Source organism: Corynebacterium halotolerans (assembly GCF_050107895.1).
GTDB lineage: Bacteria > Actinomycetota > Actinomycetes > Mycobacteriales > Mycobacteriaceae > Corynebacterium > Corynebacterium halotolerans_B.
On record NZ_JBNILW010000020.1, the window covers coordinates 1 to 23,437 of the forward strand.

General features: G+C 61.5%; 21 protein-coding genes. 8 read left to right on the plus strand and 13 right to left on the minus strand.

Annotation, left to right across the window (positions count from 1 at the left end):
- Positions 1–106 (plus strand): biotin/lipoyl-containing protein (locus ACQCVD_RS14400; RefSeq protein ID WP_426823832.1); only part of this gene is annotated, 106 nt, incomplete at its 5' end.
- Positions 107–301: 195 nt separating this feature from the next.
- Here ACQCVD_RS14400 and ACQCVD_RS14405 read toward each other — a convergent pair.
- The 4 genes from ACQCVD_RS14405 to ACQCVD_RS14420 all read right to left on the minus strand — a co-directional run bounded on the left by ACQCVD_RS14405 (position 302) and on the right by ACQCVD_RS14420 (position 4,294).
- A complete protein-coding gene (locus tag ACQCVD_RS14405; RefSeq protein WP_426824475.1) occupies positions 302–1,576 on the minus strand; it encodes an amidohydrolase family protein in 1,275 nt (424 codons plus the stop codon).
- 154 nt (positions 1,577–1,730) lie between these two features.
- Entirely contained in the window at positions 1,731–2,546 is an 816-nt protein-coding gene (locus ACQCVD_RS14410; protein WP_426824476.1) for an alpha/beta fold hydrolase, read from the minus strand.
- A 29-nt stretch (positions 2,547–2,575) separates the two neighbouring features.
- Positions 2,576–3,439 (minus strand): fumarylacetoacetate hydrolase family protein, encoded by an 864-nt coding sequence (locus ACQCVD_RS14415; protein ID WP_426824477.1) that lies wholly within the window; start codon positions 3,437–3,439, stop codon positions 2,576–2,578.
- Positions 3,440–3,652: 213 nt separating this feature from the next.
- Positions 3,653–4,294: a GntR family transcriptional regulator gene (locus ACQCVD_RS14420; protein WP_426824478.1), complete on the minus strand. Its 642-nt coding sequence runs from the start codon at positions 4,292–4,294 to the stop codon at positions 3,653–3,655.
- 359 nt (positions 4,295–4,653) lie between these two features.
- Between ACQCVD_RS14420 and ACQCVD_RS14425 the strand changes: the two genes are divergently transcribed.
- On the plus strand, positions 4,654–5,733 hold the full coding sequence (locus tag ACQCVD_RS14425; RefSeq protein ID WP_426824479.1) for a recombinase family protein: 1,080 nt from the start codon (positions 4,654–4,656) through the stop codon (positions 5,731–5,733).
- Between the two features lie 1,044 nt (positions 5,734–6,777).
- Here ACQCVD_RS14425 and ACQCVD_RS14430 read toward each other — a convergent pair.
- Positions 6,778–7,749, minus strand: a complete 972-nt coding sequence (locus tag ACQCVD_RS14430; protein ID WP_426824480.1) for a nucleotidyl transferase AbiEii/AbiGii toxin family protein — start codon at positions 7,747–7,749, stop codon at positions 6,778–6,780.
- Positions 7,739–8,824 carry a type IV toxin-antitoxin system AbiEi family antitoxin domain-containing protein gene (locus ACQCVD_RS14435; protein ID WP_426824481.1) on the minus strand — a complete coding sequence of 362 codons (1,086 nt, stop codon included), beginning with the start codon at positions 8,822–8,824 and terminating at the stop codon, positions 7,739–7,741. The genes ACQCVD_RS14430 and ACQCVD_RS14435 overlap by 11 nt, the downstream gene beginning before the upstream one ends.
- A gap of 121 nt (positions 8,825–8,945) precedes the next feature.
- Between ACQCVD_RS14435 and ACQCVD_RS14440 the strand changes: the two genes are divergently transcribed.
- Entirely contained in the window at positions 8,946–9,197 is a 252-nt protein-coding gene (locus ACQCVD_RS14440) for a transposase (RefSeq protein WP_426824482.1), read from the plus strand.
- Between the two features lie 361 nt (positions 9,198–9,558).
- Here ACQCVD_RS14440 and ACQCVD_RS14445 read toward each other — a convergent pair whose 3' ends face one another.
- Positions 9,559–9,975: a low molecular weight phosphatase family protein gene (locus ACQCVD_RS14445; protein ID WP_426824483.1), complete on the minus strand. Its 417-nt coding sequence runs from the start codon at positions 9,973–9,975 to the stop codon at positions 9,559–9,561.
- Entirely contained in the window at positions 9,972–11,099 is a 1,128-nt protein-coding gene (gene arsB / locus ACQCVD_RS14450) for an ACR3 family arsenite efflux transporter (protein WP_426824484.1), read from the minus strand. The genes ACQCVD_RS14445 and arsB overlap by 4 nt, the downstream gene beginning before the upstream one ends.
- A gap of 81 nt (positions 11,100–11,180) precedes the next feature.
- On the opposite strand from arsB, the gene ACQCVD_RS14455 reads away from it, so the two are divergent.
- Together ACQCVD_RS14455 and ACQCVD_RS14460 are read left to right on the plus strand one after the other, a co-directional pair.
- Entirely contained in the window at positions 11,181–11,528 is a 348-nt protein-coding gene (locus tag ACQCVD_RS14455) for an ArsR/SmtB family transcription factor (RefSeq protein WP_426824485.1), read from the plus strand.
- Positions 11,529–11,584: 56 nt separating this feature from the next.
- Complete coding sequence (locus ACQCVD_RS14460; RefSeq protein ID WP_426824503.1) at positions 11,585–12,568, plus strand: ArsO family NAD(P)H-dependent flavin-containing monooxygenase; 984 nt, start codon at positions 11,585–11,587, stop codon at positions 12,566–12,568.
- Positions 12,569–12,605: 37 nt separating this feature from the next.
- On the opposite strand, the gene ACQCVD_RS14465 is transcribed toward ACQCVD_RS14460, so the two are convergent.
- The gene (locus ACQCVD_RS14465) at positions 12,606–12,968 is read right to left on the minus strand and encodes an ArsR/SmtB family transcription factor (RefSeq protein ID WP_426824486.1); all 363 of its coding nucleotides are present in this window, start codon (positions 12,966–12,968) and stop codon (positions 12,606–12,608) included.
- 150 nt (positions 12,969–13,118) lie between these two features.
- On the opposite strand from ACQCVD_RS14465, the gene ACQCVD_RS14470 reads away from it, so the two are divergent.
- Together ACQCVD_RS14470 and ACQCVD_RS14475 are read left to right on the plus strand one after the other, a co-directional pair.
- Entirely contained in the window at positions 13,119–14,510 is a 1,392-nt protein-coding gene (locus ACQCVD_RS14470) for an FAD-dependent oxidoreductase (RefSeq protein ID WP_426824487.1), read from the plus strand.
- A 419-nt stretch (positions 14,511–14,929) separates the two neighbouring features.
- Positions 14,930–15,526, plus strand: a complete 597-nt coding sequence (locus tag ACQCVD_RS14475; protein ID WP_426824488.1) for a recombinase family protein — start codon at positions 14,930–14,932, stop codon at positions 15,524–15,526.
- Between the two features lie 80 nt (positions 15,527–15,606).
- Here the strand turns inward: ACQCVD_RS14475 and ACQCVD_RS14480 are convergent, their stop codons facing one another.
- The 3 genes from ACQCVD_RS14480 to ACQCVD_RS14490 form a co-directional block, all read right to left on the minus strand.
- The gene (locus tag ACQCVD_RS14480; RefSeq protein ID WP_426824489.1) at positions 15,607–16,443 is read right to left on the minus strand and encodes a nucleotidyl transferase AbiEii/AbiGii toxin family protein; all 837 of its coding nucleotides are present in this window, start codon (positions 16,441–16,443) and stop codon (positions 15,607–15,609) included.
- Positions 16,436–17,437, minus strand: a complete 1,002-nt coding sequence (locus ACQCVD_RS14485; RefSeq protein WP_426824490.1) for a type IV toxin-antitoxin system AbiEi family antitoxin domain-containing protein — start codon at positions 17,435–17,437, stop codon at positions 16,436–16,438. Before ACQCVD_RS14485 ends, ACQCVD_RS14480 begins: the two co-directional genes overlap by 8 nt.
- Before the next feature lie 331 nt (positions 17,438–17,768).
- Entirely contained in the window at positions 17,769–18,509 is a 741-nt protein-coding gene (locus ACQCVD_RS14490; protein WP_426824491.1) for a ParA family protein, read from the minus strand.
- A gap of 249 nt (positions 18,510–18,758) precedes the next feature.
- Here ACQCVD_RS14490 and ACQCVD_RS14495 point away from each other — a divergent pair, with 249 nt between their 5' ends.
- Positions 18,759–18,995, plus strand: coding sequence for a helix-turn-helix domain-containing protein (locus ACQCVD_RS14495; protein ID WP_426824492.1), 237 nt, complete (start codon positions 18,759–18,761; stop codon positions 18,993–18,995).
- A gap of 80 nt (positions 18,996–19,075) precedes the next feature.
- On the opposite strand, the gene mobF is transcribed toward ACQCVD_RS14495, so the two are convergent.
- A complete protein-coding gene (gene mobF, locus ACQCVD_RS14500) occupies positions 19,076–23,086 on the minus strand; it encodes a MobF family relaxase (RefSeq protein ID WP_426824493.1) in 4,011 nt (1,336 codons plus the stop codon).
- Between the last annotated feature and the right edge of the window lie 351 nt (positions 23,087–23,437).

Sequence of the window (23,437 nt, forward strand, 5' to 3'; positions counted from 1 at the left end):
GATGGAGGCCACGATCACGACTCCGGTTGATGGGGTGGTCAAGCGGGTGGTGCTCAAGCAGCCCGAGAAGGTTGAGGGCGGGGACCTGCTGGTGGTCGTGGAGTAGCCTGCCTGGGCCGGCGTTTTGGATTAACTAGCTCAGACATCGCACTTCCCAAGAAAGTATGCTTTTCTGACGCGGGGGCCTTTGCGGTGGGATGGCCGTTACACAGTTGTCCACTGCTGTGTTCTTGATATCCATGACCCAGTACCGGAAAACGGGCGCTTCGACCACTCGGTCGAAACGCCCGGCCCAGTGTGCTTACACGGTGGCGGTATTCATCGCCGGTTCGTGAGCTTCCTTCGGGATGATCATGTTCTCGTGGGGGCGGCGGTGGAACTGCCCGTTTTTCATCACGGCCGTGATCTTCTCGATGTCCTGCAAGACGGTGATGTCCTCCAATGGGTCGCCGTCGACAAGGATCAGGTCGGCGTAGTAACCGGGCTGGACTTTGCCGAGCTCGTCGGCCTGATCGAACAGCTCACCACCGAGAGCAGTAGCAGCGAGAATGGCTTCCATTTCCGTGTAGCCGAACAGCTTCACGAAGTGCTTGAGGTCACGGGCGTAGGTGCCGTGCGGAGTCCAGGCAAAACCGTAGTCTCCGCCAGGTAGAACCCGAATGCCACGCTTGCGCATCTCCTTGATGCCCTTGACGGCGACTTCCAGTTCCTTCGCGTACCCGGCCATTTCAGCAGCTTCCTGCGAGTAGCCGAATTCTCCTGCTTCGTAGAGGGTGGCTACCAGCCAGTTGATGGCCGGGGCGACAAAGACGCGGTCCTTGGCGGCTTCGAGCATGTCCATGCTCTCCTCGTCGATGTAGGAGGCGTGGTAGATCATGTCCACGCCCGTTTTCAACGAGAGGTAGATGGAGTCACGACTACGGGCGTGCGTGCAGACCTTAACGCCACGGCGGTGGGCTTCGTCGACGGCGACCTGGAGTTCTTCTTCGGTAATGAAGGTCTCTTCTGCCGACCGGGTACCGGTGACTTCTTCGCCGGAGATACTCATCTTGATGTTGTCGACGCCCAGGCCGATCGTCTTGCGTACGATCTTGCGCATGCCCTCAACACCGTCGGCGGTCTGGGTGATGCTGTCGACGAGGTCGCCGGAGGTGGTGGCGATTTCCATGCCGTTGGCGCGGTAGCGGGGGCCGGGGATTCTACCGGAGTTGATCGCGTCGCGGACGACGACGTCGAGACGTGCTTTGGCGCTGGCGGCGCCGAAGCACATGGTGTAGCCGTAGTCGATGTAGGTCTTGGCGGAGTCGATGGTGGAGAGCAGATGCTCTTCGACGGGGGTGTTGCCGAGCTTGTCGAAGGGGCGGTTGTCCCAGGTGAAGTGGGTGTGGGCATCGGTTAGACCTGACATGAGGGTTTGGCCGCGGCCGTCAATGACCAGTGCGTTGGGGTCGTTGATGTTGCCGACACCGGTGCTGACTTCGGTGATGCGCTCGTCCTCGACGAGAACCTCGCCCAGGTAGGGCTGGTTTCCGGTGCTGTCCAGGATCTTGACGTTTTTGAAGATGGTCTTCGACATGGTCGTACCCTTTCTTGGTGTCCCTAGGTGGGAGGTGAAGGTGCGCGCGTTGCGCTACGCGTTGGTGGTGATTGACCCGAATAAGGGATCAGAAGGTGCATGTGCCTCGGGGGATAAGTGATGGATGTGGCAGAGATGGTGGGAAAAATATGGCCTACGAGTTCGTGAGGAAGGTACGGACGAAGTCCGCCACGAAATCCGGGGCTTCCAGAACAGTCCAGTGCCCGATACCGGTGATGGTGTGGCGTTCTGCGTTGGTTAGTTCGGCCTTCATGGCTTCGTTGGTCGCGGGCGTGCTGACTCCGTCTTCATCCCCGGTGATCAGCAGGGTTTGGGCGGTGATCTTCGACAGATCCGGGTTTTCGGCTGCCGCCAGAGCTTCGCAGGCCTGGGCGTAGGACTCAGGATGTTGTCCGAGGAGGAGTTCCCGCACGAGTGGTCGGACCAGGGGATTGTGCTGGGCTGCCTGATCAGCGGTTGCGCCTTGGGAAATGTTGTCGGCTACTGCTGACATTCCCTTGGTCCGGACGGTGGTGGCCCGATCTCGGGTGGCGGCCTTTGCTTTGTCGGGCTGTCCCCGGACAGGGCCGAGCAGGACGATGCGGTCAACTAGTTCCGGGCGGGTGGCAGCAAGTTGCTGGACTACCAGAGTTCCCATGGAATGGCCGATAACGTGGGCTTTTCCTGCTGCAGTCTGGGTTTGGATCACCTCCGCGAGTTCCTCGGTGAGAGTGTCAATACTCAACTCGCCGGAGAGGGGGGTGCGCCCGTGGCCGTTGAAGTCATAGCGTGTGAACCGGAAGTCGGTGGCGAGGTCGTTGACCAGCGGGTCGTAGAACGGGGTGGCGCCGCCGAGGCCGTGAACTAGAACGACATCGGGGCCGTCGCCGGTCGTTTCGATGAACAGGTTCTTGCTGCCGGTGTTGGTCAGCTCGTGCCAACGGATGGACGCAGTGGTGGTGACGGTCATGGTTTCTCCTGGCTGCTCGTGGGGCGGTGTTACTGGCCCTGTCCGACCTGGTTGCGCAGGGTGCCGAGGTGGGTGAACGAGACCTCGACGACATCACCGGGGGACAGAAACTTCGGTGGCTTGAATCCGATACCGACGCCGACCGGGGTGCCGGTGGCGATGATGTCGCCGGGTTCGAGGGTGATGCCGGCGCTGATGGTTTCGATGATGGTGGGGATGTCGAAGATCAGGTCGGCGGTGTTGGCCTGCTGGCGGGTTTCGCCGTTGACGGTGCAGAGCAGGTCAAGTGGCTGGTCGCCGACTTCATCGCGGGTGACTGCCCAGGGCCCCATGGGGCAGTGGGTGTCCAGGCTCTTGCCGAGAAACCACTGGGCGTGCTTTTTCTGCATATCCCGGGCAGTGACGTCGTTGATGTTGGTGTAGCCCCAGACGTGGTCCATAGCCTGTTCCTTGGTGATACCGCGGCCGCCGGTGCCGATGATCACGCCGAGTTCTGCCTCATAGTCGAGTGCCTCGGTCAGGTTCAGGTGGGGATCAATGTCGTCTCCCGTGGCGATAACCGTGGATGGTGCCTTGGTGAACACGACGGGATAGTCCGGGATGTGGCTGTCACTGGCGGTCGCATCGAATCCGGAGTCGGCGAATTCCTTGGCGTGGTCGAGGTAGTTGCGGCCGATGCAGAAGATGTTGCGACGCGGGCGCGGGATCGGCGCGAGCAGGTCAACGTCGCTGAGGGAGAGAGTGATGCTGCTCAAACGGATGTCGCTGGTGGTTCCGGATGCGATGACCGTGAGCAGGTCCTGGTCTCCGTCGAGCGGGGTGATGGTGTTGGTTTCTGCATCCAGTACGCCCGTCTGGGTCGTGTCCTGGTGCTTGTAGGTGATGAACTTCAAGGCGCCTCCAGTATCGATTATCGATTGTTTAATTGACCCTAGAGTGTTGAGATGCAAAACACAATAGGGGTCCTCTGGAGATGCCTAACACTCCTCAGTCGGGAGGGGGTCTAAGGCACTGTCGGGAAGGCAAAGAATAATCCCCTCACCTGCTCAAGCGCAGGGGAGGGGCGTGTATCCGCTGTTGGCGAAAGTCGGAGGGAAGATTCCGGGCTATTCGTGGGGGAGGATCGAGTATTCCTGCTGGTGCCTAGTGACAAGCTCTCGACATAGCGCAGCGTCGCCGGTTTCGTAGGCTGCCAGAATCGGGGCATGGGCTTCTGCTGCGGCCTTCGGGTCCACGTGGCCGCGGATGATGGTGGCCATGGTGCGTACCTCGACGAACAGTGAGTCCCAGATCTCTAACATGAGGCGGTTTCCGGAGGCTTCGATGATGACCCGGTGAAATTCGGTACTGTACTTCGCCAGCCCACGGGCACTGTCGCTCTGAACTGCCGCGCGCATCCCTTCAAGGGCTGCGCGAAGCGGAGCGGGGTCCCGGTGGAGTGTCGGAAAGGCGTGGATGGCAGCTTCTCCCTCCAGGGCAGTGCGAACCATATAGATTTCCGCCATTTCCTCGGACGAGATTTTGCGGACGAACGTCCCGCGTCTCGGCCTGTTCTCCACAAGTCGAGTTGATGACAGCTCACGCAGGGCTTCACGTACTGGCGCCTGACTGACGTCGAATTCCTCGGCAAGGTGAAGCTCAACAAGGTGGGTCCCGGGAGGGTAGGTGCCATCAATAACGCGGTCGACAATGACCCGTTTCACTCTTTCGGAGAGGCTTTCTTTGTCAAACATGGCGGGTGCTGTCATGAAGACATCCTCTCATGGGAAACCGCATCCTTTAGGTAACCCTCATTTTACCAAGCCGGAAGGACAGGGAAACCTGCACGCTCTGTCGGCGGGATGCGAGGACCTGGAAAAGGTACCGACATAGAGGACCCACGATGTCTTGTCGCTGTGCCCCTACGGTCATGTGCATCTGACCCTATGACATAGGGGCTCATAATTGTCCCTTCTTCTAAAAAGCGAATCATTAGGGCATACCCCAGTGAGACATGTCGCCAGGGGCCATCTCCACTGTCTCATCAACCCCTAGAAGCTTATTTTGATACACTTCGCAGTGAACCCAATGGCTTAGTGAGACACTTTGGAGGTACGCGGTGCCACGCGTGGGAACACTGCTCGGAACCGGCGGCCGGCCCGAAGGCCGGGTGCAGATCATCCGTAAGGGGAAGAAGGCTACCCGGATCAGACGGTCCGTCAACTACGGGCGTTCCTGGGCGGCCGAGGACGAGCAGGTTGATACCGGCCTGATTCTCGATGATGGTGGCCGGCTTTGGGAACAGCACACCACGAATCCGAAGCACGCCACTTATCTCAGCATCACCGGTGAGCCCGCGGGACGACTGTCGGTGCAGCGGGTCTATAAGCACGTCGTCAAAGCCCGCCTCTACCACGGCGACAGTCAGTGGAGTGAGCTCCAGGACTTCCACCCAGGTGATGTGCGCTTCGACGGCGGGGCCAGCGCCGGCTGGCACCCACCCGCCTGGCACGAGGACGCCAAGGACACCAGTGACGCCGGGGGAGAGGGCACCGATGGTTCCCAGGACACGGGCACGGCCACGGTTTCCGCGGTCACCGACCAGCAGAAAAACAGTGGGGCTAATCGGGGTCAGCGGGTGTCCTATATCCGGGTCTCCACCGCCGAGCAGAACCTCGCTAGGCAGCGCGAGATGATCGGCGCCGTGGACCATGAGTTCCAGGACAAGATCTCCGCCCGCTCCCGGGCCGACCGGGCAGGACTCGAGGACTGCATCGGCTACCTGCGCGAGCACGACCAACTGGTGGTCGCCTCGATTGACCGGCTGGCTCGGTCCCTGGCGGACCTGCAGGGACTGATCGACCAGATCACCGATAAGGGCGCGAGCGTGCACTTTATCAAGGAGAACCTGACGTTTTCCGCGGAATCCTCCGACCCCCGAGTCAGACTCATGCTGGGCATCCTGGGATCGTTCGCGGAGTTCGAACGCTCGATCATCCGGGAGCGGCAGGCCGAGGGGATCTCCCTGGCGAAAAAGGCCGGCAAGTACACAGGCCGCAAACGAGCCCTCACCCCAGACAAGGTCGAAGAAGCAAAACAACGAGCCAAGGCGGGGGAGTCCAAGGTGGCCATCGCCAAAGACCTGGGAGTCAGCAGAGCCACCCTCTATCGAGCCCTCACCGAAAAGAACCAGCAATCTTCAAACTGACCCGATGCTCGCCTGAATAGCTCTCGAAAACTTGGCAAGACCCTAAGCCCTTATCACGTCAATTCGGGGGTGGTTAAGTTTTTTCACTTACATAAGAGCAGGTGAGAGTGGCTTTCTAGCCACCTGAAGGGGAGGGGGCCCTTGCCAGATTCCAGCCTTAAGGTATATAGTTGTTACATAGCCAAACGAGAGAGAAACCGGCCAACCCCGAAGGGCTGACCGGCGCCGGAAACTACTTGCGGAGATCACTCAAGAGTGAGCGCACTGCGTGGACGAAAAAAGTCGATGCGACGATGACTACTGCTGATTCAAGCACTTCTTTACCTCCTTTCAAGGTAATTGGTTACAGCGAATAGCTGCCAGGCCTTCTGTAACCAAGAAATAGGGACCTAGTCATCATAGCACACCGTTATTAATTAACGGTGTGCTTAATACTCATATCTTCATAAAGTGATAAAAATCACTTTATGAAGATATGAGTATTTCTTTGGACTGTAATGTCCATCCGTTGTTCCGTCTTACCCTCACCGCACCGATCGACGCTTCCATACGACGGGCAGGTCGCCTGCACAGCGGCGACGCGGCAGCCCTCCCAATGCTCGCACGCACGACAGAGGCAGCTCGATGCTTTCGTGTGCCGACGTGGCACCTGTCGCCCTTTGACTCCCACTTTCCGCCTGCTTCCCCCGTCATTACCGCAGGTCAGGGAAAAGCAGGAAGTTACTCCCCAGCCGTGGTGTGGTGCCGCTCAATCAACCGGCGCACCCGGTTCGGATGGATGCCGGTGCATTTGGCCAGCTCCGACACCGACATCCCACCACCGTGTAGCCGACCGGCCACGACGCCGAGTTTCTCCTCACGCTCAGCGATCTCCTCGGCGAGGCCAGCGGCCGTTTTCAGGTCCGCAACCTGCTGGCCATAGCGCTGCCAGATCGCGGCTATCGGGTCATTTCTACGCTGCTATCAGTGGTTATGAAAGTTGGTTGAGCCAGCGATAGGCGTAATCCGGAACAGTGTTCCGAAGCATCCTATTGCCCCTCGGAATTACGTAGGGACGGACGCCCCCGGGGTCTGCCAAGACCGGGAGGCCGGTTCCCAGTACCCTGCGCTGATTTCCCCTGACAGCACGGGATTCACACATACCCCGGCATGAGTTAAAGAAACATCCAGCTGGTGATAATCGGCAGGGTATTCCGCGAAGTCTTGCGCAGCCCGGGGAAAATTCTCCACCCACCACGGGGACGGGGCGTGGAGGTGCTGCGGGAGGGAAATGCCCCGTCGCTCCTGTTCATGACCCAGCACCTCACGTAACCGGGTGGCATCAATCCGGGAGGACTCGATCAACCGGACGATATCAGCGAGATCACGGTACCTGGTAGAGGGTTGATCGTTGTTACGGCCATGGAGTTCATACATCGCGCAGATCTTGTCTGCTAGGTGATTCTCGACCGCCACGACCGGGATCCGGGGCAGCTCGAGCAGTGTGTCGTGTTCGATTACCGGCACCAGCGGGAGCATATCGACAGGACCATGGTCATGGCGTCGATTGGTGATGTCAATGACGAAGGCGTCGAATGTCCGGTTGCCCAGCCACACGGTGACGGTGATCTTTGCCGTCTTCGAGCCGTACCCGAAGCTGTCGGGATCAGAGTGCGGGTCGATCTCGCCCAGCTCGAAGCGGAAGGGGTCGAGCTGGTCCCCAGCCTCCACGAGGGTCTGGAGCTCATTTTTGACCGGTTCCGGGTCCTCCCACGAAGTGTCTCGGGCCAGGTCGATGTCCCTGGTGAAACGCCCACCGCCGGCACGAATCAGCAACGCGTTACCGCCCAGCAGCATCCAGTTGTGATCATCACCGTGAAAGATGCGTTTGAAGAAGAGAGCGAAGACGTACTGTTTACGCACCAGCTGGGAGTCAACACCTTTGTCGCGGGCAACGGCACTGATCTGGTTGGCCAGGATCTTGCGCAGACGCTGGAGACTCTGCTGGTTTCCGTTACTGCCGGCGTTAGGCGTCATGGTGAATGTCGTCTTCTTCCTGTGGTGCCTCGTCGGCCTCTGATGGCTGGCTCTTGTTGCGAGCGGTGACAATATCCTCGTGAAATCCCATGAGATTCTGCGTGGCCAGGGACGAAATCCCCGCCAGGGCACGCTCAATACCATCGGGGTGGATCATGCCCGCCGTCTGCTCGAGCTTCCGCACTGTGTCCGGTGACAGCATGCTCCCTCCGGTGATGTCGTCGCTGACTCCCTGTAGTGCCTGGTGCGCGGCCAACCTTGCACTTCCCCTCTCGGAATTCTGGACCAGACCGAGGTCCCGCTGCGCCAGGTGTGTGACGATAGCGCTGCCGATACTGGCCTGGATCATGTCAGACCATTCAGCACCCAGCACGCGGGCCCGGACGTCCCGGGAGACTGCGTCCCACACCTTGTTGACCGACGGGTCCTTCTCTGGGGCGTACCCGGCCTGGTCCAGCAGTGACTGGACCAGTTCGGTCCCACTGGCAGCACCATAGGTATCGATGTGGGGAAACAACCGTTCCGCCAGGTCACTGACCGTGGCGTGATGGTCTTCCACCGCATCACGCACCACGGTGGCGAGGTGATCACCATCTGTCGCATTCGCAGCCAGATCACCGACCGTCCGGGCCACAGAGGTCACCGGGAGGCCATCCACCCAGGTGATATCCCGGGCAGGTACCTCACAGCGGTGGAACCGCAGGTCCTTCTGGGTGGTCTGTCTCCGGGCCGGCGAGGAAAACTCATGGCGTGCGGCGAGGCGATCGCCCAGCTGGTGCACGCCTGCGGCAGAGACATGGGAGACCACCACCGGGTCCTCTGCCTCCAGGCGATCTTCCGCCGAGAGGGCGGCGTCTGTGGCCAGCCAGGCGGCCTGAAGATCCTGTAAGGGGCCATACTGGGCCGAAGGTAAGGCGTATACCCCGTGTCGGATCCGCTGCAGCATCCCCCGGGCACTCATACGGGAAAGCCACAACCGCTCCACACCTAAGCCGCGTGCCTGCGCCGCGGTAACCAGGCCCCATTGCGAGGAGCCGAACATTTCCAGCCCCTCCAACACCTGAGACTCCCTCATGACCTCCTCCTTAGCTGCGATAGTATCAAGAAAAGAACCGTACCAGAACACCTTCGCTTGGAAAGTATCAACTGATTGATACTTTCCAAGCTTCTCGGCGTGATCTTATATCTTTGCCGGGGTGACAAATAGCTCCACTGGGATCAGCCCGGCAGCCCGAGCCCTGGATAAGGTCGGCAATGTCCAAGTCGGCACCAGTGTGCAGGTGGTGTCCGGCACTGCGTCTTGTGCTCGGAACTGGCGGTTGTTTCCGCCGCGGAGCTGGGACGAGGCCGACGCCACGAGCAAGGTAGAATACCGTGAGATCCGCCGGCGTCAGGACCGGGCCCGTATCCCGGATATGACTGCTTCGAGGCGACACGCATCACCGTAGAACCCCAGGGTGAGCCGATCAGCGTCCCGGTCACTCGCCACCGGGCCACCCGGATCACCTCATCATGAAAGCGGCACCACAGACGACATACGGATGTGGTGACGTTCCAGAATTACTTAGATGAGCTGCGTTGTCAGCCCCCGCTGATGGCTGCCGTCGCTGCGGAGTGAACAGCAGTACTGGGCGTCCTGGCAGCGCGGCGATACGACTGAGGGACTCGCCCCGCCAGCGCTAAGGTCAGCAATCTCCAGTCTCGTGAATGAAACCCGCAATCTTTCAGCCAGGGGCAGGCCACTTACAGATGGAAGAGCGCGCAAGGTGCTGCCACACATCCCCGACGAGGATCCCTGCGGTCCCTGCGCTAGCAGCCGAGCTCGACGATGAGCTGTTGTACGCGGGTGTCGATGTCGTCGCGGACCAGGCGCATGCGCTCCAGTCCCTCGATGCCACGCTTGGAGGGTTCATCGGTGACCCAGCGCTGGAGAGTGCCACGGGCATCATTCGGCATCTCGACTTGGGCGTCGGCGCCGAGGATGATCACCCGGTCGACGGTGCGCAGGAGCTCCGGGTCGATGCCCTTTGAGGTGCCCTGGGACATATCGGCCCCGGCTTCGGTGATGACCTCGACCGACTGGGCGTTGAGCTTGGAACCGGGTTTCGTGCCGGCGGAGTGGATCTCCAGGCGGTCACCAGCGTGCTGGGTGGCCAGGGCCGCAGCCATCTGGGACTTGCCGCCGTTGCCGACGCAGACGAACAGGACTGAAGGTGTGGTGCTCATGAGGTGATGTTCTCTTTCTGGGAGGTCGGGTTCTTGGTGGTGCGGGGAGTTGGCAGGGTCGGATCGTGGGGGAAGAGTTTCGGTCCCAGCCACAGCATGATGTAGACCAGGCCGACGAGCACGGGGACCTCGATCAACGGGCCGATCGTGCCGGCCAGGGCCTGACCGGAGGTGGCGCCGAAGGTGCCGATGGCTACCGCGATGGCGAGCTCGAAGTTATTGCCCGCAGCGGTAAAGGACACGCTGGCCGAGCGGGCGTAGTTGAGGCCGGAGAGTCTGGAGGCGGCCAGGGAGATGAAGAACATGCCGATGAAGTAGAGCAGCAGCGGCACAGCCAGGCGGGCCACGGTTAAGGGCTGGGAGGTGATGGCCTCGCCCTGCAGGGAAAACAGCAGGACGATGGTGTAGAGCAGGCCGATCAGTGCCAGTGGGGAGATCGCGGGCAGGTAGGTGTTTTCATACCAGCGGCGTCCCTTGGTCTTCTCGCCGATGATCCGCGACAGGATCCCGGCCAGCAGCGGGATGCCGAGGAAAACCAGGACCGACGTCACGATGGAGAAGAAGGAGAAGTCCGCGGAGGTGGTTTCCAGGCCCAGCCAGGAGGGCAGGACCTGCAGGTAGAACCAGCCGAGCACGCCGAACATGATGATCTGGAACACCGAGTTGATGGCCACCAGCACGGCTGTGGCCTCCCGGTCACCGCAGGAGAGGTCGGACCAGACCAGCACCATGGCGATACACCGGGCCAGGCCGACAATGATCAAACCGGTGCGCAACTCGGGTTGGTCGGGCAGGAATATCCAGGCCAGGGCGAACATCAGGGCGGGGCCGAGAACCCAGTTGAGGACGATCGACACACTCATCAGGCGCTTATCGGCGGTGATTTGCCGGGTCTTGTCGTAGCGGACCTTGGCCAGCGGCGGGTACATCATCACCAACAGGCCGAGTGCAATCGGCAGGGAGATCCCGCCGACCTCCATGGAACCGAGGAACGGGCCCAGGCCCGGGATGGAGCGCCCCAGCAGCAGGCCCAGTCCCATGGCAAGAATGATCCAGACAGCGAGATAACGGTCCAAAAAGGACATGCGGGCGGGTGCTACCCGGGAGGTCGGGGGTGCGGTCATGTGTCACCTCTCAATGGTATCGATGGTTGTCGATATTGACGATACTTCCAATATCGATGAACGTCAATATATGATGGAGGTATGACCACCGCACAGATTCTTCCCTTAACGGACCTGGCCACCTGCTGCTCATTGGGGCGAGGTCCCCTCGATGGTGCCGAGGCCGATCGCTACGCTGCGTTGTTCAAGGTGTTGGCCGAGCCAGTCCGGCTGCAGATCCTGTCCCAGCTGGCGGCCGGGGGCTGTGGTCCGGTCAGTGTCAATGAGCTCACCGCGATGCTGGGGCTGAGCCAGTCCACGATTTCCCATCACCTGAAAAAACTCACCGAGGCTGGGTTGCTGGAACGTAGTCGGGAGGGGCGAACCGTGATCCACCGGGTGCGCCCGGAGCTGTTTGCTGAGCTGCGCACCGTCTTGCAGATCGGTTGAGCGGGCGATAAGTCGACGATGTTTCTGAGAAAGTGGGGCGCGTGAGTAGGCAGAATATGCATGAGGCAGTGATCATCGGCGGTGGCCAGGCGGGGCTGGCCACCGCCTATTACCTGGTGCGGGCAGGTGTGGACACCGTGGTCCTGGACGATCAGGACTCACCGGGAGGGGCCTGGCGCCACGTGTGGCCGTCGATGACGCTGTTTTCCACCGCGGAGTTCTCCAACCTCCCCGGCTGGCCGATGCCGACCTTTGAGGGTTTTCCGCCTGCGGCCCATGTCATCGACTACCTGGCAGCCTATGAGCAGCGTTACCGGATTCCAGTGAAGCGCCCCGTCACGGTCGACCGGGTCGAATACGACGGGGCCCAGTACCTGATACATGCCGGTGACCGGTCGTGGTCGGCGGTCAATGTCATCGCCGCCACCGGTAACCATTCCGCCCCGTTCGTGCCGGCTTATCCGGGCACCTTCCGTGGCACGCAGTGGCATTCGGCCAATTATCCCGGGCCTGCGCCGTTTCAGGGTGCCACGGTGGCGGTGGTCGGTGGGGCGAACTCCGGGGCCCAGATCGCCGCGGAACTGACCCGGGTCGCCGAGGTGACCTGGTATACCCGCAGGCCGCCACGGTGGATGCCCGATGACGTGGACGGCCGGGTGCTGTTTCGCCGCAACCGACTGCGCGCACTGGCACTGGGGCGCGGGGAGCCGGACCCGGGGGCAGACTCCGAACTCGGTGACATCGTCGCCTTACCGGAGGTTCGCGCGGCCCGGGACTCCGGCCGCCTGCAGGCCAGAGCGATGTTTTCCTCCTTAGGGGAGATCACCGCCGACCATCTGATCTGGTGTACCGGCTTCCGGCCCGCCCTGAAGCCGGTGCGACACTTACTCGATGGCCGGGAACCTAAACATCCGGGCCTGCACCTGGTCGGTTACGGCGACTGGGTGGGTCCTGGGTCAGCGACGATCACCGGTGTGGGCCCCTACGCCAAGCAGGCAGCCCGGGACGTGGCCGGAACGGTCGGGAAAACCGTGAAATAATCGCTGATCACAGGGGGTCTGCCGGAGAATCTGCTGCCTATCCCAGGTCCAGGAAGGACCGGAGATCCTCGAAGGCTTCCCGGATGACCGTGTAGTAGGCCCAGCGTCCCCGCTGTTCGCGCTCCAGGAGTCCGGCGTCGACCAGCTTTTTCATGTGATGGCTGACCGTGGACTGGTTGACTCCGAGCGACTCGATCACATCGCAGGCACAGACCGACTCGTGCCCCTGAGAGGCGACATGGGACAGCAGGCGCAGACGGGTCGGATCGGACAGCGCCTTCATCCGTATCGCCAGCAGCTGGGCCCGGGACTTGCTAATCGGCCCGTCCGAGAGGGTGCAACAGTCCGTGCCGGCACCGTGGCCAGAGTGGATTCCAGGAACGTTCATTGCGGCGGTCATGCCCCCACCATACATTGACATCTATCAATGTGGGGAATACGGTGGACATTGATCATCATCGATGTGACAGAGGTGCCGTCGCACTCAGCACCGCACCCCTGCCGCAGTCACCACCCTTGACGTCTGATCCACCTAGGAGAACACCTCGAAATGGCATCACCCCTGGACACCACCTTTGCCACCGATCCGGTCCTGATCATCGGCGCCGGCCCGGTGGGCCTGGCGGCCGCCGCCCACCTCCACGAACGCGGCCTACCCTTCCGCGTTCTGGAACAAGGCCCCGAGGCCGGAGCCGCGATCGCGCACTGGGGACACACCCGGCTGTTTTCGCCCTGGGAGTACAACATCGACGCCGCCGCCCGTCGCCTGCTGGAGGGCTACGACTGGATCGCCCCGTCAGATGAGGAGCTACCTACCGGACAGGAACTGCGCACCGGCTACCTGGAGCCCCTGGCCGCAACACCGGAGCTTGCTCCCGCGATCAGCTACAACACCCGCGTGGTTGCGGTGTCCCGGCTGGGCCTGGACAAGACCCGCACCGCCGGCCGCAAGGCCACCCCGTTTATCGTCCGCGTCGACTATACCGAGGGAGCAAGTGAGGACATTCAGGCCTCCGCGGTCATCGATACCTCCGGTACCTGGTCGACACCTAACCCCCTGGGCCGGGCGGGGCTTACGGCCCCGGGGGAGCGTCAGGCCCGTGAACAGGGACTGATCACCCAGGTGCTGCCCGATATTCTGGGCCGTGACCGTGACCGCTTCGCCGGCCGCCATGTCCTGGTTGTCGGGGCCGGGCATTCCGCCGCCAACTCCCTGCTTGACCTGGGCACACTTGCTGAGCAGGCCCCGGGTACCCGGATCAGCTGGGCGGTGCGCTCCGCGAATATCGAGCACGTTTACGGCGGTGAGCACAACGATGAACTGGCGGCCCGTGGGGCGCTGGGCAGTCGCCTGCGTGACCTGGTGGATTCCGGCCACATCGAGGTGTACACGTCGTTGACGATCACTGATTTCGAGGCCCAGGACCAATTGCGGGTGCACGGAGTCACTCCAGCAGGTGACCGGGTCCTTGACGTCGATGTTCTGGTGCCGGCCACTGGTTTTCGCCCGGATCTGGGCATCCTGTCGGAACTGCGCCTGGCCTTAGATCCCGCGGTCGAGGCCCCGGCCCAGCTGGGTCCGCTGATTGATGCGGAGTTCCACAGTTGCGGATCGGTGGCTCCGCACGGTGAACGGGTGCTGTCCCACCCTGAGGACAACTTCTATATCGCTGGCATGAAGAGCTATGGTCGTGCCCCGACCTTTTTGATGGCCACCGGCTATGAGCAGGTCCGTTCGATTGTGGCCGCCCTGGCCGGGGACCGGGAAGCTGCTGATGCAGTGCACCTGGACCTGCCGGAAACTGGGGTGTGTACCACTGATCTGGGTGGGTCCTGTGACGTACCGGCGCCCACTGATCTGATGTCGGATGAGGCCTCCTCGCAGGGGTGCTGCGTATCTGCCCCTCAGTCACTGGTCATCGGCCTTCCCACCGGGAGCTAACCACACCGCACACCAGCAGGCGCCGTATTCGGTCACGGTGATCCGCCCCGGCGTTAAGGGGGACGGGAAAGGGGAGGGGCTACTGCACTGGTGGATTCATTACCCCGGCCCTCCCGGTAGGTGATTGCTAGCGGCAAGGAGGGGTAACGACCCGCTCCCTTCTTCCTGGAGAGGAAAAGAGCGACACCCTTATATATAGGGAGTCGCTCTTTTCCATGCGCTGACAGTAAACGAGACGGTAGTCCCCCGGCCCAGGTGCCTAGCTTCACTACGGGTGTCCCAGTTCCAAGGAACTGGGACACCCGTAGTGACAATGATATGAAAATTCATTGTCCCAGGAGACACCTGTTCCACAAGTTACCCCAATAAACTGTACCGAGAAACCTGCTGCGGAATATACTTCCGGTACGATACCGGTCATGGATATCGGATACGCCCGGGTGTCGACCGCGAAACAAGACCTCGACCGACAGATCGACGCCTTGCGTCAAGAAGGTGTAGCGGACAAATACATCTACGTCGACAAGAAATCCGGCTCCACCACCAACCGCCCCGGACTCCAGAAAGCCTTGGATCAAGCCCGCGAGGGTGACGTCATCGTCGTTCACACCCTCGACCGGTTGGGCCGTACCGTCCGGGACACGTTGAACATGCTTCACGATCTCCGCGAGCGCGAGGTCGGGGTGCGCACCTTGGCCGATCCCATCAAGGTTGATTCCTCTGACCCGGATGATCCCATGGCCCAGCTGTCGGTCGTGATCCTGTCGCTGTTTGGACAGATGGAACGCACCTACGCCCTCGAACGCGCGGCCCATGCCCGAGCCGTGGCCACCGCGAAGGGAAAACGAGTAGGTCGACCCAGTGTGGTCGACCCGGACAAACTCAAATATGCCGAGCATCTGCGCAATGAAGGATTCTCGATGCGGGAGATCGTGGAGAAAACGAACATTGCCCGCACCACCCTCTACCGGTACCTGCCACCCCGGCCGGTAGACGCCCATACCGCCGAGGAGTAGGACGCGGCCCCCGGTGACGGCTAGTGAACACGACTTCTGAAAAATGACGGACAGTGCAGAGGGGTACTGAAATCAGAATTTCAGAAGCCGACTGCACTCCCCCTGGTCGCAAGATGCTGCCAGTGCAGACGAGTTCTGAAAACCACAGTACCCATGAACTTCTTGTAGCCGTTTGGCCACTCTTGACTGGGTAAAACCATGCGAGCCGGCAAGGTCATCACACGGATGTGTTCTTGTGTCCGCAGCGCGGTGCGTAGTTTTTCGGCATCAACCTCAAGCTCCAGGGCAATCAGACCGATGTCGTAGAGGTCGCGGTACCGGGTCGACGCCCGCGACCCGTGGACCTCGTACATGGCACAGATATCGTCGGCCAGCTGATTTTCCACCGGGTAGGACAGCACCGGAAATTCCTGTGGCACAAACGGTACATCCAGCGGTTCCGAGCGGGTGACCAGCAACGGTTCCGTGACAGCAGGAACCTTAAGGTCACCGGAGACATCAATGGAAAACCTCGAGAATTCCCCGGTACCGAAACGAACAATGACACTCAGCTGGATGTTGTCGATGGTGCCACTGATCGTATCCACCCGTGGGTTCCGGACCTCGAAGGTGTACGGGCCGACCGTGGTCTGGTCCATCACCGTGATCAGAGTAGTCGCGGCGTCGCGGTGACCAGTCGGGGCATCCTGCCGGTACAGGTCCAAGTCCTGGGTGTGCCGTGCCCCGGGGATCAGGAAGTAGAGGTTGGTGCCTCCCTTGAGCACCCACCCCGGGTCTTTCGCCATGAGCTCGGCAAGGAACACCTCGCGGAAGAACCTGCTGTAGACGACATTGGGGGTCAGTTTCTGCTGCTTGGCGAACTCTCGCAGCCCGGCGGTGATCTGGGAGTGGGTGGCCCGGATTTTCGGTTTAGCCATGATTATCCTCGTCGTCTCCCATATCTGCGTCTTGGTCCCTGGCGTCTCCCCTGCGAGAGCTCAGTAGCTTGTCCTGCGCAATGTTAAAGACCCCCGGGTCGGTGCCGGGGTGAAGGGTCGTGGTGCTCATCGCCTCGCTGGCAGCGGCCTCCTTCAGCATTTCCCGTATCTCAGGAGAAACCACCGACTCCAGATTCGCCGGCGAGGTAGCCGCGGCAGACATCCCTGCCCACCCCTCGGGGAGGTATGCCTGCGAGGAAAGACGGGACAGGAGTTCCTGGATCTGTTGCTGGAGCGGTGCCACCGCCTCCCGAACCGCGCGGGCCACGGGATCCTCCCCGGCAGCAGGGTCGGGGGCAAGTTCTTCCAGTCGTGCCCGCATCGCGGCCACGGTGTTCCCGGTAGCCCCGAAGAGCTCAGCGACCGTCCCCAGTGCGGTGGCCAGCTCGTCCTTGGTGGTCAGCTGGTTGGTGATGGCATCGGTGATCATGTCGCTGAGGTGCCCTGGTTCGTGGCCCGCCTGAGCCAGATCCCACAGAGTCCTGGCCACGGTGGTCACCGGCAATCCCTCCAGGAAGATAATCTCACCGGAGGTAAGCGTAGCGGTGTGGAAACGCACATCCGACTGCTTGGTCTGACGCCGCTGAGGCGTGGTGAACGTAATCGTGTCGCTGGGTACATCCCCCATACCGTGCAGGTCGGCAGCGGTTTCGTGGGAGGCCACTGGCCCCTGGTCCTGGCCGGTGCGGCGGCCGGCTGCCATGACCGTCGGTTCCAGGGCCAACCACTGGGCCCGGACCTCGAGGGCAGGACTCCACGGTGTGGACGAGGAGGCGTACACCCCATGCCGGATACGCAGGAGAACACCCTGGTCCACCAACCTACTCAGCAGGAACGCGGCAACACCGGCCGCCCGGGCTTGGGCGGCCGTGAACAATCCCCACTGCTGGGCCGCGAGATCGGAGACGATCTCGATAGCTTCACTACTCCGCATACTTCGATTCTTGCACAAATGTCACTTATTGACACACAAGAAGGGTGCATCATGCTTCAAAAATAGCTCATTTAGATATTTTTGAAGCACTTCCATGCCGACTTCTCTGGATTTCGCTTCTACTCTCGTTACCGTGGTGACATCTGTCGACGGTGGATCTGATCGGCGGTGACCGGCTGGCCGAGCTGATCCGCGATGACGGGGAATCCGGGGTCAGTCTCCAACCAACCGTCAACGACACCTGGTTCGATAAATTCGATTAACCCCACCCACTCGGCGACCTATCCAACTCTCTGTCTTTGATGTCTGTCGGCTCGATCAGTCTCGTCTGTTAGCTGGGGCGCTGATAGGCCGGGGAAGACAACCGGGCCTCAAGGCCACAAAACAGACTCCGCCCCTTCTCCTGTTCCCAGGCACGGTGTCGGCGGCGAATCTCTGCGGAATCAGTCAGCACCTCGAAGCAGGATTCCAGCTCCCCGGCCAGTTCCTCATATCCGAACAACCCCTGCAAGGGCGTTGGCACAGTGCCGTACACCCTGGCGATGCTTGGGTCGTACGGGATCATCGTCCGGCAGACGTATACGCCCTGGTCAAAGAAACGCTGTCGGTACTCTATTTCCTCGGCCCCTTTCTGCCTGCCCATGGTCAGTACCACGGCATGAGGCACCGTCAACCCGTCAAGAGTCCTGACTGTCTCTGCAAAGGCTAGCTTGGAGGACTGGGTCGGCACGAGAACGAAATCTGCACGCTCGGCCACCTCCCGGACACCAGCAGTATCGCGTGGTCCGACATCGAAGATGAGCACCGTATCCTCTGGCACGCCTTCCCTCACTACGGGTAATGCCTCCTCCAGGTCCCAGTCCTCATGATGGCTTTTCGGATAGAAGTAGGTTGAAAACGGTAGCGACTCCCCAGGACCATGGATCTGATCGGCCCAGCCAATTACTGTGCCCACCGGATCCACATCATTGAGCACAACGCGTCGACCTGCCCGTGTAAACGCAAAGCCCAACATCATGGCGGTTGTCGAACGGCCCACCCCGCCTTTGTGGTTCACAATCGCAAGAATCATCGCAGTCCTTTCATCACAGGCGCTACTGGCTCCCCGTCACGCCCGGCCATCTGCCGCGCTCCCTTCGCAACCGCGAAAATCACGGCGCATGTCACTAGAAAACCGGATACAGCAGATGCCCCTGGGAGCGAACACTCCACGGCAGGGACCGGTATGCCCTGGTATCTCATCTTCTTGAACAGACGCAACACCCCATAATGATACTTATAGTCTGTAGACCTTTAGTCATCATGGCATGAGATTGGATAAGTGACCAGTGATGATGATCTTCTCCGCGTATTTGGAGACCGGCTCCGGGCCGCGCGGAAAGCCGCTGGCCTTTCCCAGGAGGCACTGGCACATCAGGCCGGACTGCACCGTACCTATGTCAGCTCGGTTGAGCGCGGTGAGCGCAATATCGCCCTGCTCAATATCCTCACGCTGGCCACCATCTTAGACATCGACGCCGGGACGCTCCTAGCAGGCCTGATCAGACACCCCGAATAGTCCCCGCACTTCCTTCACTACATCGACCCCCTCGGATTCACGAGGAGGCAGCATGACTGGCTTCAACACCTGACCAGTATTTAGAGCTCAAACCCCCCGGATTTGACCTGGTGCTCGGTGATCGGTGGGCTGGTTGCTGCATCGTAGGAGTCATCCTGCGCAGCACGGTGTTGCGCCCGGAGTTTCTGATGGCGCTGCTCACGCTCGGCAAGGGTCTCATCCTGAGCCTGGTGCAGCTGCTCGGGGGCATCCTCATCGAAAACAGAATCCGCGATGGACACACGACTGCTGATGGTGGCCTGGCCAAAGTCCGCGCCCGTGAGATTAACGAGCTGGAACCTTCCGGCCACGGTCGCGTTGGTAAACGTCGTATCCCGCATGGAGCTGTTGGTAAACCGGCTGCGGATCAACTGGGCGCCGGTGAAGTCAGCGCCATCCAGGGTGCAGCCGATGATCGGGCTTTGCCTGAGGACACTGTCACTGGAGCCGAAATCGGCACCGGTAAACGTCGCATTGGTCATGGAGCAGTCCTTGAACGTCACCCGGTGGATCTCGGCGTCATCAAAGGCGGCGCCGTCAAAGACACAGTCGATGAACTTCAGACCAGACAGTTCCAGACCACGCAGGTCCATGTTCCGGAAGTCCTGACCGGTGACCTCTCCCCTGTCCGGCAGCGGGTGCTCCAGTAGGCGCAGGTCACGCTCGACAGAGCGGCCCAGTTCCTCCCGGGTAGTCTCGGCCCAGTCGTGCAGCTCGGTATCCGTGCCGGCGTGAACCGGCGGCAGATGCTTGATCGCCGGCGCCTCGTCGGGAATCTCCTGGTTAAGTCGGGCAGCGATGACTGCCCCGACATCACGGGAGCCCTCGAGGTCAGTGGTGGCATCCTCGATCAGCTCGCGGTAGTCGATACCGTGCTGGGACAGACGGACTACTGCGGTGCTGATCCGCTCGATCGCCTGATCCTCATCAATGGCCTCCACATCCGAGACTGGTAGCTGATCCAGCCGGGCACGGATGTCTGGCTCCACGACGTCGCGACGCCAGTCGGTGGTCAACAGATCCGTAGCGGTCATGAGCAGCTCATTCTTACGCTGGTCGCTGCTGTCGTGGGCGGATAGGTCGCGGTGCAGGTCGGTGGCACTGCGCTGCCCGTCATCCTTCTTGACAATGGAGCGCAGGATCTGGGCATGGTCCGGGGCGTGGTGTTCGCCGGACATATGCCAGTGCCCACCCTCGGCATCCAGGTCAATCCGGGAGTCCTCAGCGACATAGACGTGGTTTTGCTTCTTGCCACGGGTCAGCGCCACGTAGAGTCCGCGGCGGTCGGTCTCCGGGCCCACGACCGCACGGGTGACATCGACGGTGACGCCCTGGGCGCGGTGGACGGTCGCGGCGTAGCCCAGCTGCACATGCTCTGCGACATAAGCACCGGGCAGGATCTGGGGGCGCTGACGCTGCTCGTCCACGACCACCAGGCCACCATCTGCGCGGACATCGGTGACGGTGAAGCGGTGCCCGTTGAGCACCCGGTGGCCGTTAATGGTCTGATTCTTCCGCGTGAGAATCACGTCCCCGACACCTGCCTGATGCCCGGTGCCAAGCGTGACCTGCGGGCCGTCCTGGTCGACCAGACCGGACTGGATTCGAGCGTCACGGATGAGGTGGTTGGCGGTGTTGACGTCATCCCTGGTGGCCGCGATCAGGATCGCAGAGCGTCCTGCGTCCTCGTCCGCCAGGTGCTGGGCGGCGGCCTCGGTGACCATATCGGCCCTCGTTCCGTGGTGGACCCAGCCACGCTGATGGTAGAGATCCAGCCCTCTTACGTCACCGTGACGAAGAGCCAACCCAGCCTTCGCCTGGGCGGTGTCCGCGCCCATGCGCATGACAGAGTCGAGTTCCACAGAGCTATCGCGTGTGACGATGGTGCGGAACAATCCGCCGGTTTCCACCGCATCCAACTGGTGCGGGTCACCGACCATCCGCACCACCGCACCGGTGGCCTGAGCGATCTCCGTGAGTGCTGCGAGATCAGCGGTCGTGGCCATGCCGGCCTCATCCAGCAGCAACATATCGCCGGGGTTAATGTCGACTCCCAGGTGCGAGGTACTGCGCGGATGCGTGCCGACGACACCGCGCCAGCGGTACGTCAGGGATGCCAGGGTCGCACCCTGGGCACCGATGTCCTCGCCCAATTGCTGGGCGGCCGTCGCGGACGGTGCCAGGGCCAAAACATTACGGTTGTGGGCGCGCCAGATGTCTGCCACCACGGCCATCGACGCCGTTTTACCGGTACCGGCCGGGCCGACTCCGGCGGTGATCTGCGCCCCGGATTCGGTCAAATGCTGCGCCAGGAGTTGCTGTCCGGTGGTGAGCGCAAAGCCCTTGTCCTTGGCGTGGTTCTTGATCGCGGTGTCCAAGGAAGCGTGGCTGACGGTCCACGCAGTCGGCTCATTTAGCGCTTCGAGGACGGTGTTTTCTTCTGCCAGGGTGGTGCGTGCGGTGAGTGTCTGCGACTCCGCGTCCCGGTCAATCACGCGCCCATCGGCGTGCAGCAATGCGGCCGGAAGCGTCTCGGCCTGGGTGGTGCCCAGGCCGACGACGAGGTGGGTCATGGCGTGGTCGAACGCCGCGTTGCGGGCGGTCTCGGCGTCGTCTTCGGTGGCGAACCTCCACTGGTTCAGCCGCGTCGACAGGGAGGTATCGAGGTGGCGCACCTGGAAATCAGCCCGTCTAATGCGGGTGTCCTCCACAGCCTGCTCGGCCAACAAGACGACCGCTTCCTGGTAGGTGTCCGTGTCTTGTCCGGGGAAGAACTCTCGTTTCCCGTGACCACGGAGCACCTCGATCGACAACGGCTGGCCGTCGTGCAGTTTCGCCCATTCGGCCCGGTGATCGGCTAAGGATTGGGCGGGTTTCTTCGCATCCCGGGTGTCGAGAATGGCCTGCTGCCACAGGGCGTACTGCACGCGATCAGACGGGGCATGGCCGTGGGTTTGCGCGTATTCGGCGGCGTACTGCTCGTAGACGGGGCGGGCGGTGGTGCGCCGCTGGGAGAACTTCTCGATGAGGTTGTCGTCGATCCCGGCGATCTCCCAGACCGGCTGCTTGTCGGCGTCCGTGCTCCGGTCGTAGAAGTCCAGGCCCAGTTCCTCGCCTAGGCGTTGGACCATCATGCGCTGGTACCGCTGCCCGATCCGGGCGGAATTTTTAAACAGCACTGACGCATCCAACGAGCGCCACTTAGCGGCATCGTCTGCCGACAAACCGCTGGTGTCGGGCTCGGCCTGGACCTTATTCGAGAGCAAACAGTGGGTGTGCAGATCCGGGTCACCGGCCCTGGTGTCGTAGTGCATGAAGGTTGCTGCGATCATGCCCGTGGCTTTGATCTGGCGCTCGCCGCGTGCTCCGGTGCGGGTGTAGAGCAGGTTGTCCTCGATCCAGCCGAGGGACTCCTGGACGCTCTCCTGGTGGATCTGCTCGATGACTTTCCGGGTGTCATCATCACCCAGCGCCCAGAGCACGGAGACGGATTTGGTGGGTGAGAACGTCAGATCAGCAGACGACACAGCCTGTTTGACCTTGTTCTTTTCCGTGTTCAACCACGCCAACACCTCCCGCGGAGAACTGGCCGCCAGGCCCTGTTCCGTCTCGTAGAAAGGACGGGCCACCTCGAGCCCGATGAGGTTACGCTCGTCCCTGTCCGGCCTACGGCCGTGGGTCTCGCGGAAGGATTTCTCCGCCCGCTTGACCGCTTCAAGCACCGGAACACCCTTGGTGTAGTTGGGGTAGGAGCGGCCGAGCTGAACGTCTTTTAAGGCGGCCCCGGCGTCGAGTTTGGTCTCGGCGTCCGGGTGCAGACCCGCCCCGTAGAGCGCGGCCATCTGATCTTCCTCGACGACCCCGCCTGCCACAACGGTGGTCTCCCCCAGCCCTGCAATGCCGCTGCCAAACCACTGTCCTGGCGGAGTACCGGTGGCGTCGTAGTAGTCAGTAAGCCGCGTTGCCGGCTGCGTCGTGTCGTCATGGGAGGCCACGGAGTTCAAGAGATAGGCGTAACCATCCCCCGCGTGCACCGCCCTGATCGACAACATGCCCACCAGTCTAGGGACGATTTTTCAGCCGTGACGGCACTTACCGATCGCGGGTCTGTGACCAGCGAAAACCGACAGTCAGATGATCTGCAATAGGTGTGTTGCTATGTGTCGTGTCACGGCTTCGCGGGTGTGGCCACCTACAAAGCGGCCACAGGTAGGTGGGATGCGGGAGCGGAGCAGCGACCAGAGCAGGGCCCTGAGGGGCTCGGTGATGATGCGGAGACAGGGCGGTAGGTGCGCAGAAAACCGGAGCAGTCACAGCAGGTCGGTCACCGCATGACATGGCGCGGACACCAGGGGCCTCAGTCGCGGATGATCGGGACCACTGATGCGGTAGCTCTCCTTGGT